General features: G+C 59.1%; 28 protein-coding genes. 12 read left to right on the top strand and 16 right to left on the bottom strand.

Annotated elements, in window-relative coordinates; all coding sequences use genetic code 11:
• The first annotated feature begins 36 nt into the window (after positions 1–36).
• Together ICA16_RS20595 and ICA16_RS20590 are read left to right on the top strand one after the other, a co-directional pair.
• Positions 37–2,154, top strand: a complete 2,118-nt coding sequence (locus ICA16_RS20595) for a TonB-dependent siderophore receptor (protein ID WP_210701373.1) — start codon at positions 37–39, stop codon at positions 2,152–2,154.
• Between the two features lie 12 nt (positions 2,155–2,166).
• Complete coding sequence (locus ICA16_RS20590) at positions 2,167–2,886, top strand: DUF4198 domain-containing protein (RefSeq protein WP_210701372.1); 720 nt, start codon at positions 2,167–2,169, stop codon at positions 2,884–2,886.
• Between the two features lie 119 nt (positions 2,887–3,005).
• Here the strand turns inward: ICA16_RS20590 and hisC are convergent, their stop codons facing one another.
• From hisC to ICA16_RS20540, 10 genes are all read right to left on the bottom strand, one after another.
• On the bottom strand, positions 3,006–4,058 hold the full coding sequence (hisC, locus tag ICA16_RS20585) for a histidinol-phosphate transaminase (protein ID WP_150604402.1): 1,053 nt from the start codon (positions 4,056–4,058) through the stop codon (positions 3,006–3,008).
• A gap of 2 nt (positions 4,059–4,060) precedes the next feature.
• Entirely contained in the window at positions 4,061–5,398 is a 1,338-nt protein-coding gene (hisD, locus tag ICA16_RS20580; protein ID WP_150604403.1) for a histidinol dehydrogenase, read from the bottom strand.
• Between the two features lie 125 nt (positions 5,399–5,523).
• Positions 5,524–6,159, bottom strand: a complete 636-nt coding sequence (gene hisG / locus ICA16_RS20575; RefSeq protein WP_008085048.1) for an ATP phosphoribosyltransferase — start codon at positions 6,157–6,159, stop codon at positions 5,524–5,526.
• Between the two features lie 134 nt (positions 6,160–6,293).
• On the bottom strand, positions 6,294–7,559 hold the full coding sequence (gene murA / locus ICA16_RS20570) for a UDP-N-acetylglucosamine 1-carboxyvinyltransferase (RefSeq protein WP_150604404.1): 1,266 nt from the start codon (positions 7,557–7,559) through the stop codon (positions 6,294–6,296).
• Between the two features lie 22 nt (positions 7,560–7,581).
• Entirely contained in the window at positions 7,582–7,821 is a 240-nt protein-coding gene (locus ICA16_RS20565; RefSeq protein WP_007912386.1) for a BolA family protein, read from the bottom strand.
• A 115-nt stretch (positions 7,822–7,936) separates the two neighbouring features.
• Complete coding sequence (locus ICA16_RS20560) at positions 7,937–8,242, bottom strand: STAS domain-containing protein (protein WP_042557676.1); 306 nt, start codon at positions 8,240–8,242, stop codon at positions 7,937–7,939.
• Positions 8,239–8,892, bottom strand: coding sequence for an MlaC/ttg2D family ABC transporter substrate-binding protein (locus ICA16_RS20555; RefSeq protein WP_150604405.1), 654 nt, complete (start codon positions 8,890–8,892; stop codon positions 8,239–8,241). Before ICA16_RS20555 ends, ICA16_RS20560 begins: the two co-directional genes overlap by 4 nt.
• Positions 8,893–8,903: 11 nt before the next feature.
• A complete protein-coding gene (gene mlaD, locus ICA16_RS20550) occupies positions 8,904–9,371 on the bottom strand; it encodes an outer membrane lipid asymmetry maintenance protein MlaD (protein ID WP_150595037.1) in 468 nt (155 codons plus the stop codon).
• The gene (gene mlaE / locus ICA16_RS20545) at positions 9,371–10,168 is read right to left on the bottom strand and encodes a lipid asymmetry maintenance ABC transporter permease subunit MlaE (RefSeq protein ID WP_042557673.1); all 798 of its coding nucleotides are present in this window, start codon (positions 10,166–10,168) and stop codon (positions 9,371–9,373) included. The genes mlaD and mlaE overlap by 1 nt, the downstream gene beginning before the upstream one ends.
• Positions 10,168–10,977: an ATP-binding cassette domain-containing protein gene (locus tag ICA16_RS20540; RefSeq protein ID WP_150604406.1), complete on the bottom strand. Its 810-nt coding sequence runs from the start codon at positions 10,975–10,977 to the stop codon at positions 10,168–10,170. The genes mlaE and ICA16_RS20540 overlap by 1 nt, the downstream gene beginning before the upstream one ends.
• A gap of 275 nt (positions 10,978–11,252) precedes the next feature.
• Between ICA16_RS20540 and ICA16_RS20535 the strand changes: the two genes are divergently transcribed.
• The 10 genes from ICA16_RS20535 to ICA16_RS20490 all read left to right on the top strand — a co-directional run bounded on the left by ICA16_RS20535 (position 11,253) and on the right by ICA16_RS20490 (position 18,280).
• A complete protein-coding gene (locus tag ICA16_RS20535; protein ID WP_150604407.1) occupies positions 11,253–12,227 on the top strand; it encodes a KpsF/GutQ family sugar-phosphate isomerase in 975 nt (324 codons plus the stop codon).
• Positions 12,228–12,752, top strand: coding sequence for a KdsC family phosphatase (locus tag ICA16_RS20530; protein WP_150604408.1), 525 nt, complete (start codon positions 12,228–12,230; stop codon positions 12,750–12,752).
• A gap of 8 nt (positions 12,753–12,760) precedes the next feature.
• Positions 12,761–13,333 carry an LPS export ABC transporter periplasmic protein LptC gene (gene lptC / locus ICA16_RS20525; RefSeq protein ID WP_150604409.1) on the top strand — a complete coding sequence of 191 codons (573 nt, stop codon included), beginning with the start codon at positions 12,761–12,763 and terminating at the stop codon, positions 13,331–13,333.
• Positions 13,320–13,865 (top strand): lipopolysaccharide transport periplasmic protein LptA, encoded by a 546-nt coding sequence (gene lptA, locus ICA16_RS20520; RefSeq protein WP_150604410.1) that lies wholly within the window; start codon positions 13,320–13,322, stop codon positions 13,863–13,865. Before lptC ends, lptA begins: the two co-directional genes overlap by 14 nt.
• A complete protein-coding gene (gene lptB / locus ICA16_RS20515; protein ID WP_007953572.1) occupies positions 13,865–14,590 on the top strand; it encodes an LPS export ABC transporter ATP-binding protein in 726 nt (241 codons plus the stop codon). The genes lptA and lptB overlap by 1 nt, the downstream gene beginning before the upstream one ends.
• A 187-nt stretch (positions 14,591–14,777) precedes the next feature.
• On the top strand, positions 14,778–16,271 hold the full coding sequence (locus ICA16_RS20510; RefSeq protein ID WP_210554520.1) for an RNA polymerase factor sigma-54: 1,494 nt from the start codon (positions 14,778–14,780) through the stop codon (positions 16,269–16,271).
• A gap of 73 nt (positions 16,272–16,344) precedes the next feature.
• Complete coding sequence (gene hpf / locus ICA16_RS20505) at positions 16,345–16,653, top strand: ribosome hibernation-promoting factor, HPF/YfiA family (protein WP_047299778.1); 309 nt, start codon at positions 16,345–16,347, stop codon at positions 16,651–16,653.
• Between the two features lie 11 nt (positions 16,654–16,664).
• The gene (gene ptsN, locus ICA16_RS20500) at positions 16,665–17,129 is read left to right on the top strand and encodes a PTS IIA-like nitrogen regulatory protein PtsN (protein WP_042557664.1); all 465 of its coding nucleotides are present in this window, start codon (positions 16,665–16,667) and stop codon (positions 17,127–17,129) included.
• 2 nt (positions 17,130–17,131) lie between these two features.
• On the top strand, positions 17,132–17,989 hold the full coding sequence (rapZ, locus tag ICA16_RS20495) for an RNase adapter RapZ (RefSeq protein WP_042557663.1): 858 nt from the start codon (positions 17,132–17,134) through the stop codon (positions 17,987–17,989).
• Between the two features lie 15 nt (positions 17,990–18,004).
• Complete coding sequence (locus ICA16_RS20490) at positions 18,005–18,280, top strand: HPr family phosphocarrier protein (RefSeq protein WP_008085079.1); 276 nt, start codon at positions 18,005–18,007, stop codon at positions 18,278–18,280.
• Positions 18,281–18,371: 91 nt separating this feature from the next.
• Here ICA16_RS20490 and ICA16_RS20485 read toward each other — a convergent pair whose 3' ends face one another.
• From ICA16_RS20485 to pmbA, 6 genes are all read right to left on the bottom strand, one after another.
• Complete coding sequence (locus ICA16_RS20485; RefSeq protein WP_150604415.1) at positions 18,372–19,265, bottom strand: ZIP family metal transporter; 894 nt, start codon at positions 19,263–19,265, stop codon at positions 18,372–18,374.
• A 30-nt stretch (positions 19,266–19,295) separates the two neighbouring features.
• The gene (locus ICA16_RS20480; protein WP_150617132.1) at positions 19,296–19,907 is read right to left on the bottom strand and encodes a superoxide dismutase; all 612 of its coding nucleotides are present in this window, start codon (positions 19,905–19,907) and stop codon (positions 19,296–19,298) included.
• A 1-nt stretch (position 19,908) separates the two neighbouring features.
• A complete protein-coding gene (locus ICA16_RS20475) occupies positions 19,909–20,349 on the bottom strand; it encodes a hypothetical protein (RefSeq protein ID WP_042557660.1) in 441 nt (146 codons plus the stop codon).
• Between the two features lie 27 nt (positions 20,350–20,376).
• Positions 20,377–21,753 carry a class II fumarate hydratase gene (locus ICA16_RS20470; protein WP_150617131.1) on the bottom strand — a complete coding sequence of 459 codons (1,377 nt, stop codon included), beginning with the start codon at positions 21,751–21,753 and terminating at the stop codon, positions 20,377–20,379.
• Positions 21,734–22,141, bottom strand: coding sequence for a FagA protein (locus tag ICA16_RS20465; RefSeq protein ID WP_150604418.1), 408 nt, complete (start codon positions 22,139–22,141; stop codon positions 21,734–21,736). Before ICA16_RS20465 ends, ICA16_RS20470 begins: the two co-directional genes overlap by 20 nt.
• A gap of 221 nt (positions 22,142–22,362) precedes the next feature.
• Complete coding sequence (gene pmbA / locus ICA16_RS20460) at positions 22,363–23,709, bottom strand: metalloprotease PmbA (RefSeq protein ID WP_042557657.1); 1,347 nt, start codon at positions 23,707–23,709, stop codon at positions 22,363–22,365.
• Positions 23,710–23,713 lie beyond the last annotated feature (4 nt).

The raw sequence follows: 23,713 nt of genomic DNA, 5'->3' as shown, positions 1-23,713 counted from the left end.
TATATTGTTTCAATCTAACAATTGGAACAACATAACATGTCGTCTCGAACAAAGGCCTCCCTGCTCGGCCTGACTCTCGGTCTACCCCTTGCTTTGCTGGGCGATGCGGCCTTTGCCGAAGAGTCGCAACCGCTCGAACTGGACGCGATCAGCGTTACCTCCGATTACGAATCCCCCACCGGCCCGGTCAAGGGCTACCGCGCCACGCGCTCATCCAGTGCGACCAAAACCGACACCGCGATACGCGATATCCCGCAGGCAATCAGCGTGGTGCCCGCGAGCGTGCTCAAGGATCTGGGCAGCACCAGCGTCGAGCGCGCGCTGGATTTCGCTGGCGGCGTATCGAAGCAAAACAACTTCGGCGGCCTGACGCTCTACGAATACAGCGTGCGCGGCTTCACCACCTCGGAGTTCTACAAGGACGGCTTCAGCGCCAATCGTGGGTACCCGAGCACACCGGACGCAGCCAATATCGAGCGTATCGAAGTGCTCAAAGGCCCGGCGGCCAGCCTTTATGGCCGTGGCGACCCGGGTGGCACGGTGAACATCGTCACCAAAAAACCACAGCCCGAAGCCTTTACCACGTTGCAGACCAGCGCTGGCAGTTGGGATCGTTATCGCACGGCGCTGGACGTCAACACCCCGCTCGATGAACAGGGTGACGTGCTCTCACGGATCAACCTTGCAGTCGAGGACAACCACAGCTTTCGCGATCACGTCGACAGCAAACGCGTATTCATCGCGCCCTCGATCAGTTGGCAACTGAACCCGGATACGTCGCTGTTGGTGGAAAGCGAAATCGTCCGCCACAGCTCGACGTTCGACCGTGGCATCGTCGCGCCGAACAATAAGTGGAGCGGTGTTTCACGTTCGACGTTCCTCGGCGAGCCCAACGACGGCAACATCGACAACCACAACAACCTGCTTCAGGCGACGCTCGAGCACCATCTTAACGACAGCTGGAAACTGCGCCTGGCCAGCCATTACAAGGAAGGCAAACTGTGGGGCGATGCCTCTGAAAGTCGCCCGTTGAACGCCGATGGCCACACCGTCAACCGCCGTTACCGCGAGCGCGATACCAACTGGCACGACAGCATCACTCAACTGGAATTGCGCGGTTTGTTCGACCTCGGCCCATGGCAGCACGAACTGCTGATCGGCAGCGAATACGAGAACTTCCGCAAGAACGAGCGCGTCACCACCCTCGCCGGCGGCCCCTACGCCATCGACATTTACAAACCGATCTACGGCCAGCAGAAACCCAACGGCGCCCGGTCGGGCACTGACACTTTCGAGCACCTCGAAAGCCATGCGCTGAACCTGCAGGATCAAATCGTCTTTACCGACAAATTGCGCGGGATGATCGGCGCACGCTTCGAACACTTCGAACAAAACATCAATGACCACAGCCGCAACGCCAACAGCCGTCAGACCCACGACGCTCTCACCCAGCGCGCCGGCCTGCTCTATCAACTGACGCCGAACACCGGCCTGTTCGCCAACGCCTCGACCTCGTTCAAACCGAACAACGGTCTTGATGCGACCGGCAAATCCTTCGATCCGGAGGAAGGTGTCGGCTACGAAATCGGCATCAAAAACGAACTGTTCGACGAACGTCTGAGCAGCACCCTCGCCTTCTTTCACATCGACAAGGAAAACGTCCTCGCGCTCGACCCGGCCACCGACACCAACCGCGCGATGGGCAAGGCGCGCAGTCGCGGCTTCGATCTGCAGGTGACCGGCCAAGTCACCGATGCCCTGCGGGTGATTGGCGCCTTCGCCTACATCGACGCCGAAGTAACTCAGGGTGACGCCGTGATTCCCACCGGCAGCCGCATCCTCGGCGTGGCCAAACGCAGCGGCAGTCTGCTGGGTGTTTATGAATTTCAGGACGGGCATCTGCGCGGCTCGGATGTTGGCGCAGCTTTCACTTACGTCGGTGACCGCTCGGGCGAATCCGGCAGCGACTTCGAATTGCCGGCCTATCACACCGTCGACCTGCTGGCCCATTACAAGGCCAGCGACAACGTCACCGTCGGCCTGAACCTGAACAACGTTTTCGACGAAAAATACTACGAGCGCTCTTACAGCAACTACTGGGTCAACCCCGGCGAGCCGCGCAATTTCACCGTCAGCCTGTCACTCAATCTGTAAAAGGACGTCACCATGCAATACGGCAAAACCCTGCTGGTCATCGCCGCGCTGTTCGCCGGACAAGCCTCGGCCCACGGCCTGTGGACCGAACAACGGCGCGGCAACATCGAAGTGATCTACGGCCACGGCGCCGAGGACAACGCCTTCAAGGCCCAGAAAATCAGCGGCGCGTGGGCCTATGACGCGGGCGGCAAGATGATCCCGGTGAGCGTCGAGCGCTTGCCCGATCACGCCCGCCTCAAGCCGCTGAAAACACCCGCGGTCATGGCCGTGGCGTTGAATAACGGAATGTGGTCGCAAACCGCTGACAAAAAGTGGATCAACGAAGGTCGCAGCAAAGTACCGGGTGCAGTCGAGGCGACGCAGACGTTCAAGTACAGCCTGGCGATCTATCAACCGGGGGCGAAGCTGCCCAAGCTGGATCAGATCAAGCTGCTGATTCTGCCGGAAGTTGATCCGCTGACCGTCGGCCCGGGCAAATCATTGCCGGTGCGCGTGTTGCTTGATGGCAAACCGGCGGCGGGCGTCAAGTTGATCGGCGATTACCGCAGCGCACCGAATACCCTGAGCACCGAGACCGACAAGGACGGCCGTGCGCAGGTGCTGGTGCGAAATGAAGGGTTGAATGTGATTGCGGCGCAGGTTGAGGTGCAGGTGAAAGACAGTGTTGATGTGAATAGTCGCGGGTTGTTCAGTTCGCTGACGTTTTTGGGCGAGCCGCATCACGAATAATCAACACAAATCCCTTGTAGGAGTAAGCCTGCTCGCGATTGCGGTGTGTCATTCAACTCACATGTTGAATGCTGAAACGCATCGCGAGCAGGCTCACTTCTACAGGTTTCAGCGGTGGCTCAAAGCTCGCCGAGGCCGTCGATCAACGCCTGATTCTGCTCCGGCGTGCCAATCGAGATCCGCAGGAACTGCGCAATCCGCTCTTGCTTGAAGTGCCGCACAATCACGCCCTGCTCGCGCAGTTTCGCCGCCAACCCTGCCGCATCATGTTGCGGGTGACGGGCAAAAATGAAGTTCGCCGCCGACGGCAACACCTCAAAACCCTTGCCCTGCAATTGCGCGACAACCCACTCGCGACTTTCGATGACCAAACGGCAAGTCTTGTCGAAATACTCACGATCCTCGAATGCCGCCGCCGCGCCGACGTTCGCCAAACGATCAATCGGATAAGAGTTGAAGCTGTTCTTGATGCGCTCCAGCGCCTCGATCAGATCCGGATGCCCCACCGCCAGGCCAACCCGCAGGCCCGCCAACGAACGCGACTTGGACAGGGTCTGCGTCACCAGCAGGTTCGGATAACGATCCACCAGGCTGATCGCCGTTTCACCACCGAAGTCGATGTACGCCTCGTCCACCACGACCACCGAATTCGGGCTGGCGATGAGAATCCGCTCAACCGCATCCAGCGCCAACAGGCAGCCAGTCGGGGCGTTCGGGTTAGGGAAAATGATCCCGCCGTTTGGCTTGGCGTAATCCGCCGGGTTGATCTGGAACTGCGCATCCAGCGGCACCGCGTCGAACTTGATGCCGTACAAACCGCAATACACCGGATAAAAGCTGTAGCTGATGTCCGGGAACAGAATCGGCTGATCGTGTTGCAGCAAGCCGTGGAAGATGTGCGCGAGCACTTCGTCCGAACCGTTGCCGAGGAACACCTGATTGGTCTGCACGCCGTAATAAGTGGCGACGGCGTTTTTCAGCAAATCGCTGTTCGGGTCCGGGTACAGGCGCAGGTTGTCGTTGAGTTCGGTCTGCATTGCCGCCAAGGCTTTTGGCGACGGGCCGTACGGGTTTTCGTTGGTGTTGAGCTTGACCAGCCTGGTCAGCTTCGGCTGTTCGCCCGGCACATAAGGCACCAGATCCTTGACGAACGGGCTCCAGAATTTGCTCATGTTCAGTTCCCCTGACCTTGAAGAAAGTCTTCGTCTTTGATGCGGTATTCGGCGCTACGTGCGTGAGCGCTCAGCGATTCACCACGAGCCAGAACGGACGCAGTCTTGCCCAGTTCGGAAGCACCGGCCTCGGAGCAGAAGATGATCGAGGAACGCTTCTGGAAGTCGTACACACCCAGCGGCGAAGAGAAACGCGCGGTGCCGGAAGTCGGCAGCACGTGGTTCGGGCCTGCGCAGTAATCACCCAGCGCTTCAGAGGTGTGGCGGCCCATGAAGATCGCACCGGCGTGGCGGATCTGCGGCAACCAGGCCTGCGGGTCGGCGACCGACAGTTCAAGGTGTTCTGGCGCAATGCGGTTGGCGACTTCGATGGCCTGGGCCATGTCACGCACGTGAATCAACGCACCGCGGCCATTGATGGAAGTTTCGATGATGGCTGCGCGATCCATGGTCGGCAGCAGCTTGTCGATGCTCGCGGCGACCCTGTCGAGGAACTCGGCGTCGGGGCTGACCAGAATCGCTTGCGCGTCTTCATCGTGCTCGGCCTGGGAGAACAGGTCCATGGCGATCCAGTCCGGGTCGGTCTGACCATCGCACACAACGAGGATTTCCGAAGGGCCGGCGATCATGTCGATGCCAACCTGACCGAAAACGTGGCGCTTGGCGGTGGCGACATAGATATTGCCGGGGCCGACGACCTTATCCACTTTCGGCACGCTTTCGGTGCCATAGGCCAGCGCGGCAACGGCTTGTGCGCCACCGATGGTGAAGACCCGATCGACGCCGGCAATGCACGCGGCAGCGAGCACCAACTCGTTGATTTCACCCCGCGGGGTCGGCACGACCATGACCACTTCGGTCACGCCGGCAACCTTGGCCGGAATCGCGTTCATCAACACCGACGACGGATACGACGCCTTGCCGCCCGGCACGTAGAGGCCCGCGCGATCCAGCGGCGTGACCTTCTGGCCCAGCACCGTGCCGTCGGCCTCGGTGTAGCTCCAGGAATCCTGTTTCTGTTTTTCGTGGTAGCTGCGCACGCGGGCCGCGGCTTTTTCCAGCGCTTCACGCTGCGCTACGGTGATGCGGGTCAGGGCCAGTTCCAGGCGCTCGCGCGGCAGGATCAGGTCAGCCATTGAGGCGACGTCGAGACCGTCGAACTTCTTGGTGAACTCGACCAGCGCCGCGTCGCCACGCTCGCGCACAGCCTTGATGATGTCCAGCACGCGCTGATTGACCGAGTCGTCAGACACACTTTCCCAGCTCAGCAGATGATCCAGATGATGCGCGAAATCCGGGTCAGCAGCGTTGAGTCGGCGAATTGCAGTCGGTGCGGTCATAGCGAGAGCCTCATAGGAATGGCAAAAACTCAGGCGCCCTAACTTAGCAGTCGTTTCCGCTTGGGCACCTGAGATTCTGGCTATGAGGCGGATAGACGGGCGCGACTCAAGGTCGCGCAGGTGAATCAGCCGCGGTGTCGCGATTCCACTGCGTTGCGCAGGGTATCGATCAACGCCTGGATACGGGCGTGTTGCATTTTCATCGAAGCCTTGTTGACCACCAGGCGCGAGCTGATCGTGGCGATCAGTTCCTGAGGTTCCAGGCCGTTGGCGCGCAGGGTGTTGCCGGTGTCGACCACGTCAATGATCTTGTCGGCCAGGCCAATCAGCGGTGCCAGTTCCATCGAACCGTACAGCTTGATGATGTCGACCTGACGGCCCTGCTCGGCGTAGTAACGCTTGGCGACGTTGACGAACTTGGTCGCCACACGCAGGCGGCCCTTTGGCTCGGCGGCGCCGATCTTGCCGGCGGTCATCAGTTTGCACTGGGCAATTTGCAGGTCCAGTGGCTCGTACAAGCCCTGGCCGGTGTATTCCATCAACACGTCTTTACCGGCCACGCCGAGGTCGGCCGCGCCATGCTCGACATAGGTCGGCACGTCAGTGGCGCGCACGATCAGCAGGCGTACGTCTGGCTGCGTCGTGGGGATGATCAGCTTGCGGCTCTTGTCCGGATTCTCGGTCGGCACGATGCCCGCTTCAGCGAGAAGCGGCAGGGTGTCGTCAAGGATGCGGCCCTTGGACAGTGCGATGGTCAACATGGGAAACGTCAGTCCTTATCAAGGTACTCATGTCCGGTCGCAATCGGCGCCGGACACACATCGAGGTTTTCACGGATGAAAACCTCGATTCGAAACGAATTCAACGGACACGTCCCTGTGTCCACATGCAGTTATCAGCCCGGAACGCGACGGATCTTGGCGCCCAGCATCTGCAGTTTTTCTTCGATGCACTCGTAACCGCGGTCTATGTGGTAGATGCGGTCGATCAGCGTATCGCCTTCGGCAACCAGCGCCGAGATCACCAGGCTGGCCGAAGCACGCAGGTCGGTCGCCATTACTGGCGCGCCCTTGAGTTTTTCGATGCCGGTGACGATGGCCGTATTGCCTTCAACCTGGATATGCGCGCCCATGCGGTGCAGTTCGTAGACGTGCATGAAACGGTTTTCGAAGATCGTCTCGATCACCGCACCAGTGCCTTCGGCAATGGCGTTGAGCGAGATGAACTGCGCCTGCATGTCAGTCGGGAACGCCGGGTACGGCGCAGTGCGCACGTTGACCGCTTTCGGACGCTTGCCGTGCATGTTCAGCTCGATCCAGTCTTCACCGCAGGTGATTTCTGCGCCGGCTTCACGGAGTTTTTCCAGAACGGCTTCGAGGATGGTCGGATCGGTGTCCTTGACCTTGACGCGGCCACCGGTCACGGCAGCAGCGACCAGATAGGTGCCGGTTTCGATACGGTCAGGCATGACTTTGTAGAAAGCCGAACCCAGACGCTCGACGCCATCAATGGTGATGGTGTCGGTGCCGGCACCGGAAACCTTGGCGCCCATGGCGTTGAGGAAGTTCGCCAGGTCAACCACTTCAGGCTCGCGGGCGGCGTTCTGCAACACGCTACGGCCCTTGGCCAGAGCAGCAGCCATCATGATGTTTTCGGTACCGGTCACACTGACGGTATCGAAGAAGAAGCTTGCACCGCGCAGACCGCCCTCAGGCGCCTTGGCCTTGATGTAGCCGCCTTCGACGTCGATCACTGCGCCCATGGCTTCGAGGCCACGGATGTGCAGGTCAACCGGACGCGAACCGATGGCGCAACCGCCAGGCAGTGCGACTTCGGCTTCACCGAAACGGGCAACCATCGGGCCAAGCACCAGGATCGACGCACGCATGGTTTTCACCAGTTCGTACGGGGCGATCAGGGTCTTGATGGTGCGCGGGTCGATTTCGACGCTGAGCTTCTCGTCGATCACCGGCTCGATGCCCATGCGACCGAACAGCTCGATCATGGTGGTGATGTCGTGCAGGTGCGGCAGGTTGGCCACAGTCACCGGGCCATCGCACAACAAAGTGGCGGCCAGGATCGGCAGGGCAGAGTTCTTTGCCCCGGAAATGCGGATCTCGCCATCAAGACGAGCGCCACCGGTAATAATCAATTTATCCATAAGAATCTCGACGCCCTTAGGCTCAGGTGCGCTCGGCCCAGGCCGCGCTGCTGAAAAATTTCATAGTGACCGCATGGATGCTGCCATCGGTGATCCATGGGTTCAAATGGGCATAGATCTGCTGCTGACGCTTCACCGGGCTCAACGCCGCCAGTTCATCGCTAATCACGTTCAGCTGGAAATTGCAGCCTTCGCCCTCAACTTCTACCAACGTTCCGGGCAGCTTTCCTTCTAGGAAGCTCTTCACTTCTACGGCCTGCATGCTCAACCTCAATCGGCGCCCTGTGCGCACGGGTCGGACATCATACAAAAAAGCCCCGCGCCTGCGAACCCCGCATGGCAGGACTCTGACGGGGGGCTTCTTTAATGATGCGGGTTCAGGGTTGCGCCAACAGTTCGGTCAGTTCACTGACCTGAGCAATTTCGCGCATGTCTTCGGGCATCGCGCGGATGCTGACAGCCTTGCCGGCCGCCTGTGCATCGCGCATGAAACACAGCAGCAACGACAAACCGACGCTGCTGGATTTCTTTACGGCCGAGCAGTCGATGACCAGCGAAGACGCCTTGCTGGACTTGATCAGCGCCTGACCTTCCTTGCGCAGATCAGGCCCGGTGCGGTAATCCAGCACTCCGCTGAGCAAGAGCTCGTCAACATCACTCATACGAACTGCGGCCTCATTCATTGCGCTGGCTTCTCGGCAGCTTTTTCGGTGGTTTCCTTGGCCTTGGCCACTTCACCGGCCCAACCGTTGATGGTTGCGTCCAGATTGTTGCCATTGCGCTGCATCGCGTCAGCGAACTGATCACGGAACAGCTTGCCGATGTTGATACCGTTGATGATCACGTTGCGCAGTTTCCACTCGCCGTTGATCTTCTCCAGCGTGTACTGAACAGGATAGACCGCGCCACTGCTGCCCTTGACGGTCATGTTGACGCTGGTGCGATCGCCCGACTCATCCTTGGCAGGGTCAACGGTAATGCCCTGATTGTTGTACTCGAGCAAGGCGTTGCCGTAGAACTGGAACAAGCCCTTCTTGAAGTTCTCCTGGAAGGTTTGCATCTGCGCCGGAGTGGCCTTGCGCGAATACTTCACCGTCATGATGCTTTTGGAAATGCCTTCGGCATCCACCACCGGCCCGACGATGCTGTTGAGCGCCGCGTAGAAATCGGTCGGATCCTGCTTGTATTTCTCTTTGTTGGCAGCCAGATCGGCCAGCAACCGGGTGGTTGTGTCCTGCACCAGATCATGGGCCGAAGTCGCAGCCACGGCGTTACCCATCAAAGGCAGGGCCGCCAGTAACACCAACAGGCTGCGTCGCAAGATAGAGATCATTCAAAAGCTCCTCATTTGGCGTCTTTGCTAACGGTATTGAGCAGGAATTTACCGATCAGGTCTTCCAGTACCAGAGACGACTGCGTGTCGTGAATGGTTCCACCATCCTTCAGAGCGGTGTCTTCCCCGCCTACGCTGATACCGATGTACTTCTCGCCCAGCAGGCCAGCGGTCAGGATAGACGCTGTGGAGTCAGTCGGCAGATTGTCGACTTTTTTATCCACTTGCAGGGTCACCCGACCGGTGAAGCTGTCGCGATCCAGATCGATTGCAGTGACCTTGCCGATGGTGACACCGGCCATGGTCACTTTGGCTCTGACCGTCAAACCGGCGATATTGTCGAAATACGCATAAAGTTTATAGGTCTCGGTGGTCGAAGTCGGAGACAGCCCACTGACCCGCAAAGCAAGCAGCAACAGAGCCAGGATCCCTGCCAGCAGGAACAGGCCGACACCGATTTCCAGGGTGCGGTTTTGCATCAGAAATCTCCAAACATCAAAGCGGTCAGAATAAAGTCCAGGCCCAGTACTGCCAGCGAGGCAAACACTACGGTCTTGGTGGTGGCACGACTGATCCCCTCGGAAGTGGGCTCACAGTCATAGCCTTGGAATACGGCGATCCAGGTCACGACAAAGGCGAAAACGATACTTTTGATGACGCCGTTGAGCACGTCACTGGTGAAGGTCACACTGTTTTGCATGTTCGACCAGTAAGACCCTTCATACACACCCAGCCAGTCGACAGCGACCCACGAACCGCCCCAGATGCCCACCACGCTGAAAATCATTGCCAGCACCGGCAGGGAAATGAAACCGGCCCACAGTCGCGGGGCAATAATGTATTTAAGCGGGTCGACACCGATCATTTCCAGACTGGAAAGCTGTTCGGTGGACTTCATGTTGCCGATTTCCGCGGTCAACGCCGAACCGGCGCGCCCGGCAAACAACAGCGCGGTCACCACCGGGCCGAGCTCACGCAGCAGCGTCAGCGCAACCATCTGCCCTACCGCCTGCTCCGATCCGTAGCTCGACAGGATGCTGAACCCCTGCAACGCCAGAACCATGCCGATGAAAACCCCGGAGACCACAATGATCACCAGCGACATGACGCCGACCGAATGCAGTTGCTTGACCAGCAGGCCAAATCCGCCGCTGATGCCGCCACGTCCAACCAAAGCATGAAACAGGAACAGCGTCGCCCGACCGAACACCGCAATGGCGTCGATCGCCGCTTCGCCGAACCGGCGCACGCGTTCTATTAATGAAATTCTGCGCATCAGCGCTTCCCCAGAAGATCTGCGCGGTAGTCCGTCGCTGGAAAATGGTACGGCACCGGGCCATCAGGATTACCGGACATGAACTGACGGATACGCGGCTCATCCGAGTTCATCAACTCGTCCGGCGTACCCTGCCCCAGCACCTGACCATCACCCACTACATAGATATAGTCGGCAATGCTCGCGGTTTCAGCCAGATCGTGGGACACCACGATACTGGTGATGCCCAGCGCATCATTGAGCAAACGGATCAGACGCACCAATACGCCCATGGCGATCGGGTCCTGACCGACGAATGGTTCGTCGTAAAACAGGATCTGCGGATCCAGTGCAATGGCACGGGCCAGAGCCACGCGACGCTTCATGCCGCCGGACAGTTCATCGGGCATCAGCTCGATGGCACCGCGCAAACCGACCGCCTGCAATTTGAGCAGGACGATGTCGCGGATCATTTCTTCCGGCAACTCGGTATGAACGCGCAGGGGAAAAGCGACGTTCTCGAAGACATCGAGATCGGTAAACAGCGCGCCGCTCTGAAACAGCACACCCATGTGCTTGCGCGCATCGAACAGATCGCTGCGCGACAGCGCAGGCAGGTTCTGACCGTTGACCCAGACTTCGCCGCTGGCAGGGCGCAACTGAGCCCCCATCAACCGCAGCAGCGTGGTCTTGCCACACCCGGAAGGTCCCATGATGCCGGTGACCTTGCCGCGCGGGATGCGAATATCGACGTTATTGAAAATGCTGCGCGCACCGCGCTTGAAGGAGACTCCCTTCAGCTCGACCGCGTAGGCGTTATCGGCACTCATCTAAACTCCTTGCGATGCAGCCTCTCACTCGGACGCCTGGCTTTGGTTAAAAAGCACGTACGTCCCGGGCAGGCCGAACTGGCGGCGAACTATATCACTGCAAAGGCCAAGCGCCCAACGCTTGTACCGCCCCGTGTTCAGCGAGATGACAGGTGCGGAGGCGCTTTTGCCGGGTTTTGGTAACACGGGATGACAAAGCATGACGAACTTGCGTGAGGCTTTGCTACATAACCGCTATAATCGCCGCCTTTTCATCGGGCTATACGATTTCTGACATGAGCCAATCCAGCGACCTGATTCAATCGGCACAACGCACCATTCGCCTCGAAGTGGAAGCCGTACAAGGCTTGCTACCCCATATCGACGCCGATTTCGTACGCGCCTGCGAGATGATTCTGGCCAGCAAGGGCCGTGTGGTCGTGGTCGGCATGGGCAAATCAGGGCACGTCGGCAACAAGATCGCCGCGACCCTGGCCAGCACCGGCACCCCGGCTTTTTTCGTCCATCCAGCCGAAGCCAGTCATGGCGACATGGGCATGATCACCCGCGACGACGTGATCCTGGCCCTCTCAAACTCCGGCTCGACCAACGAAATCGTCACCTTGCTGCCGTTGATCAAGCGTCTGGGCATCCAGTTGATCAGCGTCACCGGCAATCCGGCCTCGCCGCTGGCCAAAGCCGCCGAAGTGAACCTCAACGTTCACGTCGAGCACGAAGCCTGCCCGCTGAACCTGGCGCCAACCTCGTCGACCACCGCAGCACTAGTCATGGGCGACGCCCTGGCCGTGGCATTGCTGGAAGCTCGCGGGTTTACCGCTGAAGATTTCGCCTTCTCCCATCCAGGTGGCGCCCTTGGCCGTCGCCTGTTGCTGAAAGTGGAAAACGTCATGCACGCCGGGCAGGAGTTGCCGCAGGTGCAACGCGGCACGTTGCTCAAGGATGCGTTGATGGAAATGACTCGCAAGGGTCTGGGCATGACCGCCATTCTGGAAGCCGACGGCAAACTCGCCGGGATCTTCACCGACGGCGATTTGCGCCGCACCCTTGATCGCAGCATCGATATTCGCAGTGCGACCATCGACCAGGTGATGACAGCCCACGGCAAGACCGCCCGGCCCGAGATGCTCGCCGCCGAAGCCCTGAAAATCATGGAAGACCACCGAATCAACGCACTGGTAGTTGTCGACGAGGAGGATCGCCCGGTCGGCGCCTTCAACCTCTCCGATCTGCTGCGCGCAGGAGTGATGTAAATGAGCGACGATCTGCTGCAACGCGGCAAAGCCATCAAACTGGCGGTTTTCGACGTCGACGGCGTCCTCACTGACGGACGCCTGTACTTTCTTGAAGACGGTAGCGAATTCAAGACCTTCAACACCCTCGACGGTCAAGGCATCAAAATGCTCATGAACGCCGGCGTGCAGACCGCTATCATCAGCGGTCGCAAGACGCCAGTGGTCGAACGCCGGGCAAAAAACCTCGGCATCCCGCACCTGTTTCAGGGACGCGAAGACAAATTGGTGGTTCTGGACGGCCTGCTTGAGCAACTGGGCCTAAGCTATGAACAAGTCGCCTATCTGGGCGACGATTTGCCTGACCTGCCGGTGATCCGCCGCGTCGGTCTGGGCATGGCCGTCGCCAACGCTGCTGATTTCGTCCGCGAACACGCCCATGGCGTTACCCGCGCCCGAGGTGGTGAAGGTGCTGCCCGCGAATTCTGCGAATTGATCCTGCGCGCCCAGGGCCGCCTCGATGCGGCCAACGCCGCGTACCTGTGAGCCAAACCATGTTCAGCAAAAAATTTCGTAACTTCCTGCTGTTCGGCTGCATCGCTGCGTTATTTGCAGCGGTCGGCTACTGGAACATCAGCCCGGAACGCTTCCTCGACAAGCCTCCGACCACGTCTGTGGAAAATCCTATCGACTGGTATGCGACCAACACGCATACCGTGCAATACCTGCCGGACGGCAAAGTGCAGTATGAAATGACGTCCGACAAGGCCGAGCACGTCAAGGCGACCGACATCACGCTGGTCACCAAGCCCGACCTGAACATGTACCGCGGAACGGATTTCCCGTGGCACGTGACCAGCGAACGCGGCGAAGTGAATTCGGGCGGCACCGAAGTCGAATTGATCGATTCGGTACGCATCAAGCGCACCGATGAAAAGAAACGTGACACGCTGATCACTTCCACTCGCATGACAGTGTTCCCGCAGCGGGAATATGCGCAGACCGAGCAACCCGTTAGAATCGAGGGCGCTGGCGGTGTATCGACTGGCGTAGGAATGAAAGCGTACCTGAAGGAAAGCAGGATACACCTGCAATCGAACGTAAGAGGACAGTATGAGGCTCGTTAAAACCCTCCCTATTTTGCTCAGTCTGGGCGCAGCACTGGGAAGCGTGAGCGCCTGGGCTCTGCCGAACGATCAAGAGCAGCCAATCCGCATTCAGGCCGACGATGCCCAGCTGGACGACAAGAACGGCGTAGCTACCTATAAAGGTGACGTGATCATCACTCAGGGCTCGATGATCGTCAAAGGCAACACCGTGACCATCACCCGCACCTCGACCGGTGATATCGACGTTGTGACGTCGGTCGGCAACCTCGCCTACTTCGAACAACTGCAGACTGCCGGCGACACCAAGCCAGTTCAGGGCTGGGGCGTGACGATTCAGTACCACGCCGCGCAAAATCGCGTCGTCCTGATCGACAAGGCCAAGGTTGTCGATAAAGACAACAACACCACCCAGGGCGAGAAAATCGTCTACGACACCGTGAAGAAACTGGCCAGCGCCGGTCGCGCTACCGGCAGCAAAGTCACCGAATCGCGTCCGCGCATCGACATGGTGATCCAGCCGAAGAAGAAAACCGAAGAGAAAACCCAGTAATGGCAACTCTGAAAGCTCAGCACCTGGCCAAGGCCTATAAAAGCCGCCAGGTCGTGCGTGACGTCAGCCTGTCGATCGACAGCGGTCAGATCGTCGGTCTGCTCGGCCCCAACGGTGCAGGCAAGACCACCTGCTTCTACATGATCGTCGGTCTGGTTCAGGCTGATCAGGGCCGCGTACTGATCGATGATCTGGACGTCAGCCACCAGCCAATGCACGGTCGTGCAAAGGCCGGTATCGGCTATCTGCCGCAAGAAGCGTCGATCTTCCGCAAACTGTCGGTAGCCGACAACATCATGGCCATCCTCGAGACCCGTCAGGAACTCGACAAGGCCGGTCGTCGCAAGGAGCTGGAAAGCCTGCTGCAGGAGTTCCACATCAGCCACATCCGCGACAACCTCGGCATGAGCCTGTCCGGTGGTGAACGCCGCCGGGTGGAAATCGCCCGCGCGCTGGCGACTGCGCCGAAATTCATCCTGCTCGACGAACCGTTCGCCGGTGTCGACCCGATTTCGGTCGGCGACATCAAGCAAATCATCCACCATCTCAAAGCCAAGGGCATCGGTGTTCTGATCACCGACCACAACGTGCGCGAGACGCTGGATATCTGCGAAACCGCTTACATCGTCAACGACGGTCAGCTGATCGCCGAAGGTGACTCCGCTACCATCCTGGCCAACGATCTGGTCAAGGAAGTGTATCTGGGCCACGAGTTCCGCCTGTAAGCGTAAAGGTGCCCGGTGAGCCGCCCGGGCGCTGTATCGATTCAAGCACGATTTAATACGCTTTAATTGTTACAGCGCTCTAGGCAAACACTTCAGTTTCAGGCATATAATTTGCTTAAGTTTGGCGCTTCGGCGCCCTGTAGTGGATGGCGCATCGCGCCGGCGAATAAGGTGTTAAGCCCCTGCCATGAAACCATCGCTAGTCTTGAGAATGGGCCAGCAGCTGACGATGACACCGCAGCTGCAACAGGCTATCCGTCTGCTCCAATTGTCGACCCTGGACCTGCAACAGGAAATTCAGGAGGCTCTGGAATCCAATCCGATGCTCGAACGCCAGGAAGAAGGCGAAGACTTCGACAACACCGATCCCTTGGCTGACAACGCCGAACAGAAGCCCAACACCGATATCCAGGAACCCTCCTATCAGGAAACCGCCCCGACGGTGGATAACCTTGAGGAAGGCGACTGGAGCGAGCGCATCCCCAACGAGCTCCCGGTCGACACCGCCTGGGAAGACGTCTACCAGACCAGCGCCAGCAGCCTGCCGAGCAGCGATGATGACGAGTGGGACTTCACCACGCGCACTTCAGTGGGCGAAAGCCTGCAAAGCCACCTGCTGTGGCAACTGAATCTCGCACCGATGTCCGACACCGATCGACTGATCGCCGTGACCCTGATCGATTGCATCAACAATCAGGGCTACCTGGACGAAACCCTCGACGAGATTCTCGAAGCGTTTGATCCGGAACTGGACATCGAACTGGACGAGATCGAAGCCGTTCTACACCGCATCCAGCAGTTTGAACCCGCCGGCATCGGCGCGCGCAATCTCAGCGAATGCCTGCTGCTGCAATTGCGCCAGCTATCGGCCAAGACGCCTTGGCTGGCTGAAGCGAAACGTCTGGTGAGCGATTACATCGACTTGCTCGGCAGCCGCGATTACAGCCAGTTGATGCGCCGCATGAAGCTCAAGGAGGATGAGCTGCGCCAGGTTATCGAACTGGTACAGAGCCTCAATCCACGGCCGGGCTCGCAGATCGAATCGACGGAAGCCGAATACGTCGTTCCGGACGTCATTGTGCGCAAGGACAATGAACGCTGGCTGGTCGAGCTGAATCAGGAGTCGGTACCTCGTCTGCGCGTCAACGCTCAGTACGCAGGCTTTGTGCGTCGCGCCGATACCAGCGCCGACAATACGTTCATGCGCAATCAGTTGCAGGAAGCCCGCTGGTTCATCAAGAGCCTGCAAAGCCGCAACGAAACCCTGATGAAAGTGGCCACCCAGATCGTCGAGCATCAGCGCGGCTTTCTGGAATATGGCGACGAAGCCATGAAGCCGCTGGTGCTGCATGACATCGCCGAGGCGGTCGGCATGCACGAGTCGACCATTTCCCGGGTGACCACGCAAAAATTCATGCATACCCCGCGCGGTATTTATGAACTGAAATACTTTTTCTCCAGCCACGTCAGCACCTCCGAGGGCGGCGAATGCTCGTCCACGGCGATCCGCGCGATCATCAAAAAACTGGTTGCCGCGGAAAATCAGAAAAAGCCGTTGAGTGACAGCAAGATCGCTGGTTTACTGGAGGCACAAGGCATTCAGGTGGCTCGCCGCACCGTCGCCAAGTACCGCGAATCCCTCGGGATCGCGCCTTCGAGCGAACGCAAGCGGTTGATGTAAGCCACGTTACAGCGTTCCAGTGGCAGGCTTTTCGGCCTGCCGCTTTATGCACTGGCAACGAAGGAGAAGCTGTATGCAAGTCAACATCAGTGGACACCAACTGGAAGTGACCGAACCTCTGCGCGACTACATCAATGAGAAACTTCAACGATTAGAGCGCCATTTCGACAAGATCACCAACGTGCAAGTCACGATGTGCGTCGAAAAGCTTAAGCAGAAAATCGAAGCCACCTTGCATATACCCGGCAGTGAAGTGGTCGCCAACGCAGAACATACCGATATGTATGCCGCGATCGACGCCTTGACCGACAAGCTGGACAAACAACTCAAAAAGCATAAGGAAAAGACCCAGAGCCTGCTCCAGGGCGCGACCGGTCGATAACCCCCTACCCCATGATCCGACTTGAAAGTATCCTGACCCCCGGCCGTTCCCTCGTGAACGTGCCGGGCGGCAGTAAAAAGAAAGCCCTCGAACAGATTGCCAACCTGATCGCCCGTGAAGTGCCGGATCTGGAGATGCAAGATGTCTTCGAGGCTCTGATTGCCCGTGAAAAACTCGGTTCTACCGGTTTTGGCAACGGCATCGCCATTCCTCACTGTCGCCTCAAGGGTTGCCAGTCGCCGATCAGTGCCCTGATGCACCTTGAAGCCCCTATCGATTTCGACGCCATTGATGGTGCGCCGGTTGACCTGCTGTTTGTACTGCTGGTCCCCGAAGCTGCCACCGATGCGCATCTGGAGTTGCTCCGCCAGATCGCCAGCATGCTGGATCGCAAGGATGTACGCGATAAACTGCGCAGCGCTTCAAGCAATGAAGCCTTGTACCAGGTTGTTGTGGACGAGCAGAGCGGGCAGTAATCATGCGCTTGATCATCGTCAGTGGCCGTTCCGGCTCGGGTAAAAGTACCGCGCTCAATGTTCTTGAGGACAACGGTTACTATTGCATCGACAATCTGCCGGCAGGCTTGCTGCCGGAACTGGCTGAGCGCGCGCTGATTCACACTGAACTGGCGCAACCGCTGGTGGCGGTGTCGATCGATGCGCGCAACCTGCCAAGTCATCTCTCGCGTTTTCCCGAACTGCTTGAAGAAGTGCGCAGCCGCCATATCCAGTGCGATGTGTTGTATCTGGATGCCGACGAAGAAACCCTGCTCAAGCGTTTTTCGGAAACCCGTCGACGCCACCCGCTGAGCAACGCCAATCGTTCGCTGGCCGAGGCGATCCAGGATGAAACAGCCCTGCTGGGACCCATCGCCGATCTGGCCGATCTGAAGATCAATACCACCAATCTGAACCTGTACCAGTTGCGCGACACCATCAAGCTGCGTTTGCTGAGTCAGCCGGAACCGGGCACGGCATTTCTGGTTGAGTCATTTGGCTTCAAACGCGGCATGCCGGTGGATGCGGACTTGGTGTTTGACGTGCGCTGCCTGCCGAATCCGTACTGGAAGCCAGAGCTGCGTGCGCAATCGGGGCTCGATGAGCCGGTGGCCGAATACCTGGCAGCGCAGCCCGAGGTTGAAGAAATGTTCCAGGACATTTTCAGCTACCTGCACAAATGGCTGCCCCGCTTCGCTGCGAGCAATCGCGCCTACGTTACTGTTGCCATTGGCTGCACCGGCGGGCACCACCGCTCCGTCTACCTGACCGAACGCCTGGGTCAGGCCCTGCAGAAAACTCTGAAGAACGTCCAGGTTCGCCACCGCGACCTCACCTAAAGGATTCACACCGCGATGCCTGCTCTGGAAATCGAAATCATCAACAAACTGGGTTTGCATGCCCGAGCGTCGGCGAAGTTTGTCGGGGTTGCCGGTCAGTATCCCGACTGCACGATCAGAGTAGGCCGCACACCAGAAACAACGGTTGATGGCAAAAGCATCATGGCAATGATGATGTTGGCCGCTGGCAAGGGCACAAAGATTTATCTGAGTACCGAAGGCCATCAGGAACAGGAAGCGCTGGATGCGCTGGTGGCGTTGATCAACAACTACTTCGACGAAGGCGGCTGACAGCCAAAATCAAAAGATCGCAGCCTGCGGCAGCTCCTGCATTGGAATGCGTTTCCTGTAGGAGCCGCCGCAGGCTGCGATCTTTTGATCTTCAACCCAGCGCTGTATCCATCACCATCATCAGACAAAACCCGATCAGCAAACCAAGGCTGGCCAGCTTGTCATGACCATTGCGTCGCGACTCCGGAATCACTTCGTGGGTCACCACCAGCAACATCGCCCCGGCCGCCAGCGCCAGGCCTAACGGCAACAGCACCTGCGCCAGACTGACCAGCCACGCACACAACAGCGCAAACACCGGTTCGACCAGCCCTGACGCCGCGCCGATCAAGAACGCCTTGACCCGTGACATTCCTGCTCCAGCCAATACCAACGCAATCACCAGTCCTTCCGGTACGTCCTGCAAGGCGATGCCCATGGCCAGGCTGTCCGCGTCCGGCATGCCGCCGCCGGCCGATACCCCGACCGCCATACCTTCAGGGATGTTATGGGCAATGATGGCGAACACGAACAACCAGATCCGCGGTGGAATCACCGGATGCTCGACGGTGCCAACGAGCATTTCCGGTGACGCACCGGACACCTTGCGATCCACCAGATACAGGCCGAACGCACCGAGCATGATGCCAAAGCAGATCAGGCCACTCGCCGCCCACGGTGTCAGGCCCAGACTCTCTGCGGCAGCAATGCCCGGGACAATCAGCGAAAACGCCGTCGCCGCCAGCATCACCCCGGCACCGAAACCCAGTAATGTATCGCTAAGCGCCAAAGGCATGCGCCGAATCACCAGCACCGGCACCGCTCCGAGCGCGGTGCCGAGCGCGCAGATTGCGCCACCCTGCAACGCCCGCGACAGCCTCGGTTCCAGATTCAGCCATTGCAGTCCGTGGGCTGCCAGCAAGGTCATGCCCGCCAGCAGCAAGAGCGATCCCACTGCGTAACGAAACATACGCCCGCTTCCGACCGCCAGTGTTTCAGTGCCCATAGTCAGCCTTGAATTGTTTTTTTAGGAGACTTAAACCAGTGCAGCCTGATAGCGCGCAGCCACTTCAGGCCAATTGATCACGTTGTAGAACGCGTTGATGTATTCCGGCCGACGGTTCTGGTAGCGCAGGTAGTAGGCGTGCTCCCAAACGTCGAGGCCGAGAATCGGCGTATTACCGTTCATCAACGGACTGTCCTGATTACCGCTGCTTTCCACGACCAGTTTTTTCTCCGGGGTCACGCTCAGCCAGGCCCAGCCACTGCCGAAACGCGTCAGCGCAGCTTTGGTGAATGTTTCCTTGAAACTGTCGAGGCCACCCAGCTGTTCGTCGATGGCCTTGGCCAGCACACCGTCCGGTTTGCCGCCACCGTTGGGCACCATGACTTCCCAGAACAGCGAGTGGTTGGCGTGGCCGCCGCCCTGATTGATAACAGCAGCGCGAAGTTTTTCCGGCAACTGCTGAACGCTGGCCACCAGTTTTTCCACCGGCCATCCCGCGTATTCAGTGCCTTCCACCGCAGCGTTGAGGTTATTGATGTAGGTCTGGTGATGCTTGGTGTAGTGGATTTCCATGGTCTGCGCATCGATGTGCGGCTCCAGGGCATCGTAGGCATAAGGCAAGGCAGGCAAGGTAAAAGCCATTTCAATGGACTCCATGGTGATGTGGGGCTGGTGCGCGGCGCGCATTGCCGGTATCCGGGTGCAACAGACGCTGGGTACGCGGGTATTCGCCGTGGTCGCTGATGAAATTCAGCAGCTCGACGTAAGTTTTGCTGCTCTGGCGCAGCGCCGCCTCACGCAGCGCGAGGCGCTGACGTTCGTCCTGCATCGTCTGCAACAGCCGTTGATGGATTGCGCAAAGGTATTCGGCGCTCTCCTCCGGCTGATTCAGGCGCAGGTGCAGATCCGCCAGGTTGTGGTGGGAGATGACGCAGGCCGCCACCGCTTCGTCGGCATCGGCCCAGCGTTCGAACAACACTTGCGCCAGGGCCAGCGCTTGCAGGTAAGCCTCACGGGCGTCGATCAGCTCGCCCAACATGAAGCAGCGATTGGCCCGTTCGATCGTGCGTTTCCAGTGCTCCATGGTGAGCCTCCAAAGCGGTTGCGGGGATTACACGCCGCCAGCGGTGAGTTTCTCGGGGTTGAGTAACTCTTCCAGCTGACTGCGCGACAGGTCGGTGTGCTCCAGCGCGACGTCGATCACCGGGCGACCCTGTTTGTAGGCCTGCTTGGCGATTTCGGCGGCTTTCTGGTAACCGATGATCGGGTTGAGTGCGGTGACCAGAATCGGGTTGCGCGACAGCGCTTCCTTGAGCCGCGACTCGTTGACCTTGAAGCTGGCGATGGCTTTGTCACCCAGCAGGCGACTGGAGTTGGCCAGCAGCTCGATGCTGCTCAACAGGTTCTGGGCAATGATTGGCAGCATCACGTTCAACTCGAAATTGCCCGATTGGCCGGCGATGGTGATCACCGAGTCGTTGCCGATCACTTGGGCGGCGACCATGGCGGTCGCTTCCGGGATCACCGGGTTGACCTTGCCCGGCATGATCGACGACCCCGGTTGCAGCGCCTCAAGCTCAATTTCGCCGAGACCGGCCAAGGGACCGGAGTTCATCCAGCGCAGGTCGTTGGCGATTTTCATCAGCGACACAGCGATGGCCTTGAGCTGCCCGGAGACCGCAACGGCGGTGTCTTGCGAGCCGATCAGCGCGAACAGGTCTTTGCCTTGGGTGAACTGCACATGGGTCAACTGGCTCAGTTGACGGCTGAACCGCGCAGCGAATTCCGGATGCGCGTTGATCCCGGTACCGACCGCCGTCCCGCCCTGCGCGAGGGATTGCAGGCTGGGCAGCAAGTCTTGCAAATGACCGATGTTGGCCTTCAGTTGCTGCGCCCAGCCGTTGAGCACCTGGCTCATACGCACCGGCATCGCATCCATCAAATGCGTACGACCGGTTTTGACGTGGTGATGCACTTGCTCGGCTTTGTGCTCGATGACCTGCACCAGATGCAGCAGCGCCGGCAGCAATTGTTCGTGCAGGGCCAGCGCAGCACTGACGTGGATGGTGGTCGGGATGATGTCGTTGCTGCTCTGGCCGCAGTTGACGTGATCGTTGGCATTGACCGGCTCGCCGAGCAGGCGACTGGCCAGGGTCGCGATCACCTCGTTGGCGTTCATGTTGGAGCTGGTGCCGGAGCCGGTCTGGAAGATATCCACCGGAAAATGCAGCATGAAATCGCCTTCAAGCAAGCCTTGGGCCGCGTCGCTGATGGCTTTGCCCTGAGCGGCGCTGATCTGGTTGAGTTCGACGTTGGCCCGGGCCGCGGCGGCTTTGGCCAGGATCAATGCGCGGATGAATTGCGTCGGCATCGGTTTGCCACTGATCGGGAAGTTATCCACTGCGCGCTGGGTTTGCGCGCCGTAGAGAGCGTCCACCGGCACCTGCAATTCGCCCATGCTGTCGCGCTCAATACGAGTCTTGGTCATCAGTAAATCCTTGCACCAGTTCAATAAGAGGAATCGAGGGTTGCAACTCGCAGGTCGCCAGTTGCCAGGTGTAGCGTTGCCAGCGTTTGAGCCGGCATTTGCACAACGACAGGCGCTCCATTTCACGCAAGGGGCGCCAGGCCTGATCGAGACAGAGGCTGCGCCAGTGCCACGGCAACGCGATGTCGGTGGCCGTGTCGAGCAGCAATCGGAAGGAAGTTTCAGCGACAGTCCACGGCGAGGTCGCCGTGCAACAAGACAGATACCGGCCCTCGGCCAGGTAATGTTCGATCAGGCGCGGTTCGTCAGGATCCATCGCGCATCGGATCTGACGACTCATCCAGCGCCAGCTTTCGAGGTACGGCTGCTCGTGCAAGGCAGAACTCATGATCCCGGGCTCATTCGATAATGAGATTTATTATTAGATGATAATGAGAACCAACACAAGAGCGCTCTTTGTAGGAGCTGCCGCAGGATGCGATCTTTTGATTTTGGTTTTTAGAAACAAGATCAAAGGATCGCAGCCTGCGGCAGCTCCTACAAAAGCAGGCATAAAAAAGGCGCGCCACCCGATCGGGTGGCGCGCCTTTTTGTGTACCGGGTGGAGGTTTAGCTGCCCGCCACCGTCATTCGCTCGATCAACACCGAGCCTGTGCGGATGTTGCTGCGCAGTTCCAGATCATTACCCACGGCAACGATTTGCTTGAACATGTCGCGCATGTTGCCGGCGATGGTCACTTCCTGCACCGCGAACTGAATTTCGCCGTTCTCCACCCAAAAACCCGCCGCCCCGCGCGAATAGTCGCCGGTCACCATGTTCAAGCCATGGCCCATCAACTCGGTGACCAACAACCCACGGCCCATGCGTCGCAGCAATGCAGCCTGGTCTTCGTCGCCATGGGTGACGAACAGGTTGTGCACGCCGCCAGCGTTGGCGGTGCTCGGCATGCCGAGTTTACGGCCGGAGTAAGTACCGAGGATGTACGACACCAACTCGCCTTTCTCGACGAACGGTTTGGCGTAGGTCGCCAAGCCATCTCCGTCGTAAGAAGCGCTGCCCATGGCACGCATCAAGTGAGGACGTTCATCGATGGTCAGCCACTCGGGAAACAGTTTCTGGCCCAGCGTGCCTTCCAGGAACGACGATTTTCGATACAGGCTGCCGCCGGAAACCGCCGAAAGGAAGCTGCCGAACAACCCGCCCGCCAGTTCGGCGGAAAACAGCACCGGCACTTCACAGGTCGGCACCGGACGCGCGCCCAAGCGGCCCGCCGCTCTTTGCGCGGCACGTTGGCCGATGCTGACCGGGTCGGCCAGCAACTCGCCCTGACGACTCACGTCGTACCAGTAATCGCGCTGCATCTGGCCATCGGCCTCGGCGATCATCACGCAGCTCAGGCTGTGCCGTGTCGACGCATAGCCACCGATGAAACCGTGGCTGTTGCCATACACGCGGCAGCCCTGGTGGGTGCTGAGTGTGGTGCCGTCGGCGTTTTTGATCCGCGCATCGGCATCGAAAGCAGCCGCTTCACAGAGCAACGCTTTCTCGATGGCCTGTTCCGGGGTGATGTCCCATTCGTGGAACAAGTCGAAATCCTGCTGATCCCTGGCCATCAACGCCGCATCGGCCAAGCCAGAGGCTTCATCCTCGGACGTGTGCTTGGCGATCGCCAGTGCGGCAGCCACCGTCTCGCGAATCGCGTCAGGGCCAGTGGCGGACGTGCTGGCAGAGCCTTTGCGCTGGCCGACATACAAAGTGATGCCAAAGCCCTGATCGCGGTTGAATTCGACTGTTTCGACCTCGCGCTGACGCACTGATGTCGACAGGCCCTGCTCCAGCGACACCGCGACTTCGCAGGCACTGGCGCCCTGGCGCTTGGCTTCGGCGATGATCTGCTCGACTTGTTCCTGCAGTGCCGGCAATGCCTGCGGGCCGACGCTTTGAACTGCACTCATGCTC

It is taken from the genome of Pseudomonas anatoliensis (genome assembly GCF_017976235.1).
In the GTDB taxonomy this organism is placed as follows: Bacteria; Pseudomonadota; Gammaproteobacteria; order Pseudomonadales; family Pseudomonadaceae; genus Aquipseudomonas; species Aquipseudomonas anatoliensis.
Note: the sequence above shows the minus strand (reverse complement) of the source record. Positions and strands in the feature narration are given on the sequence as shown.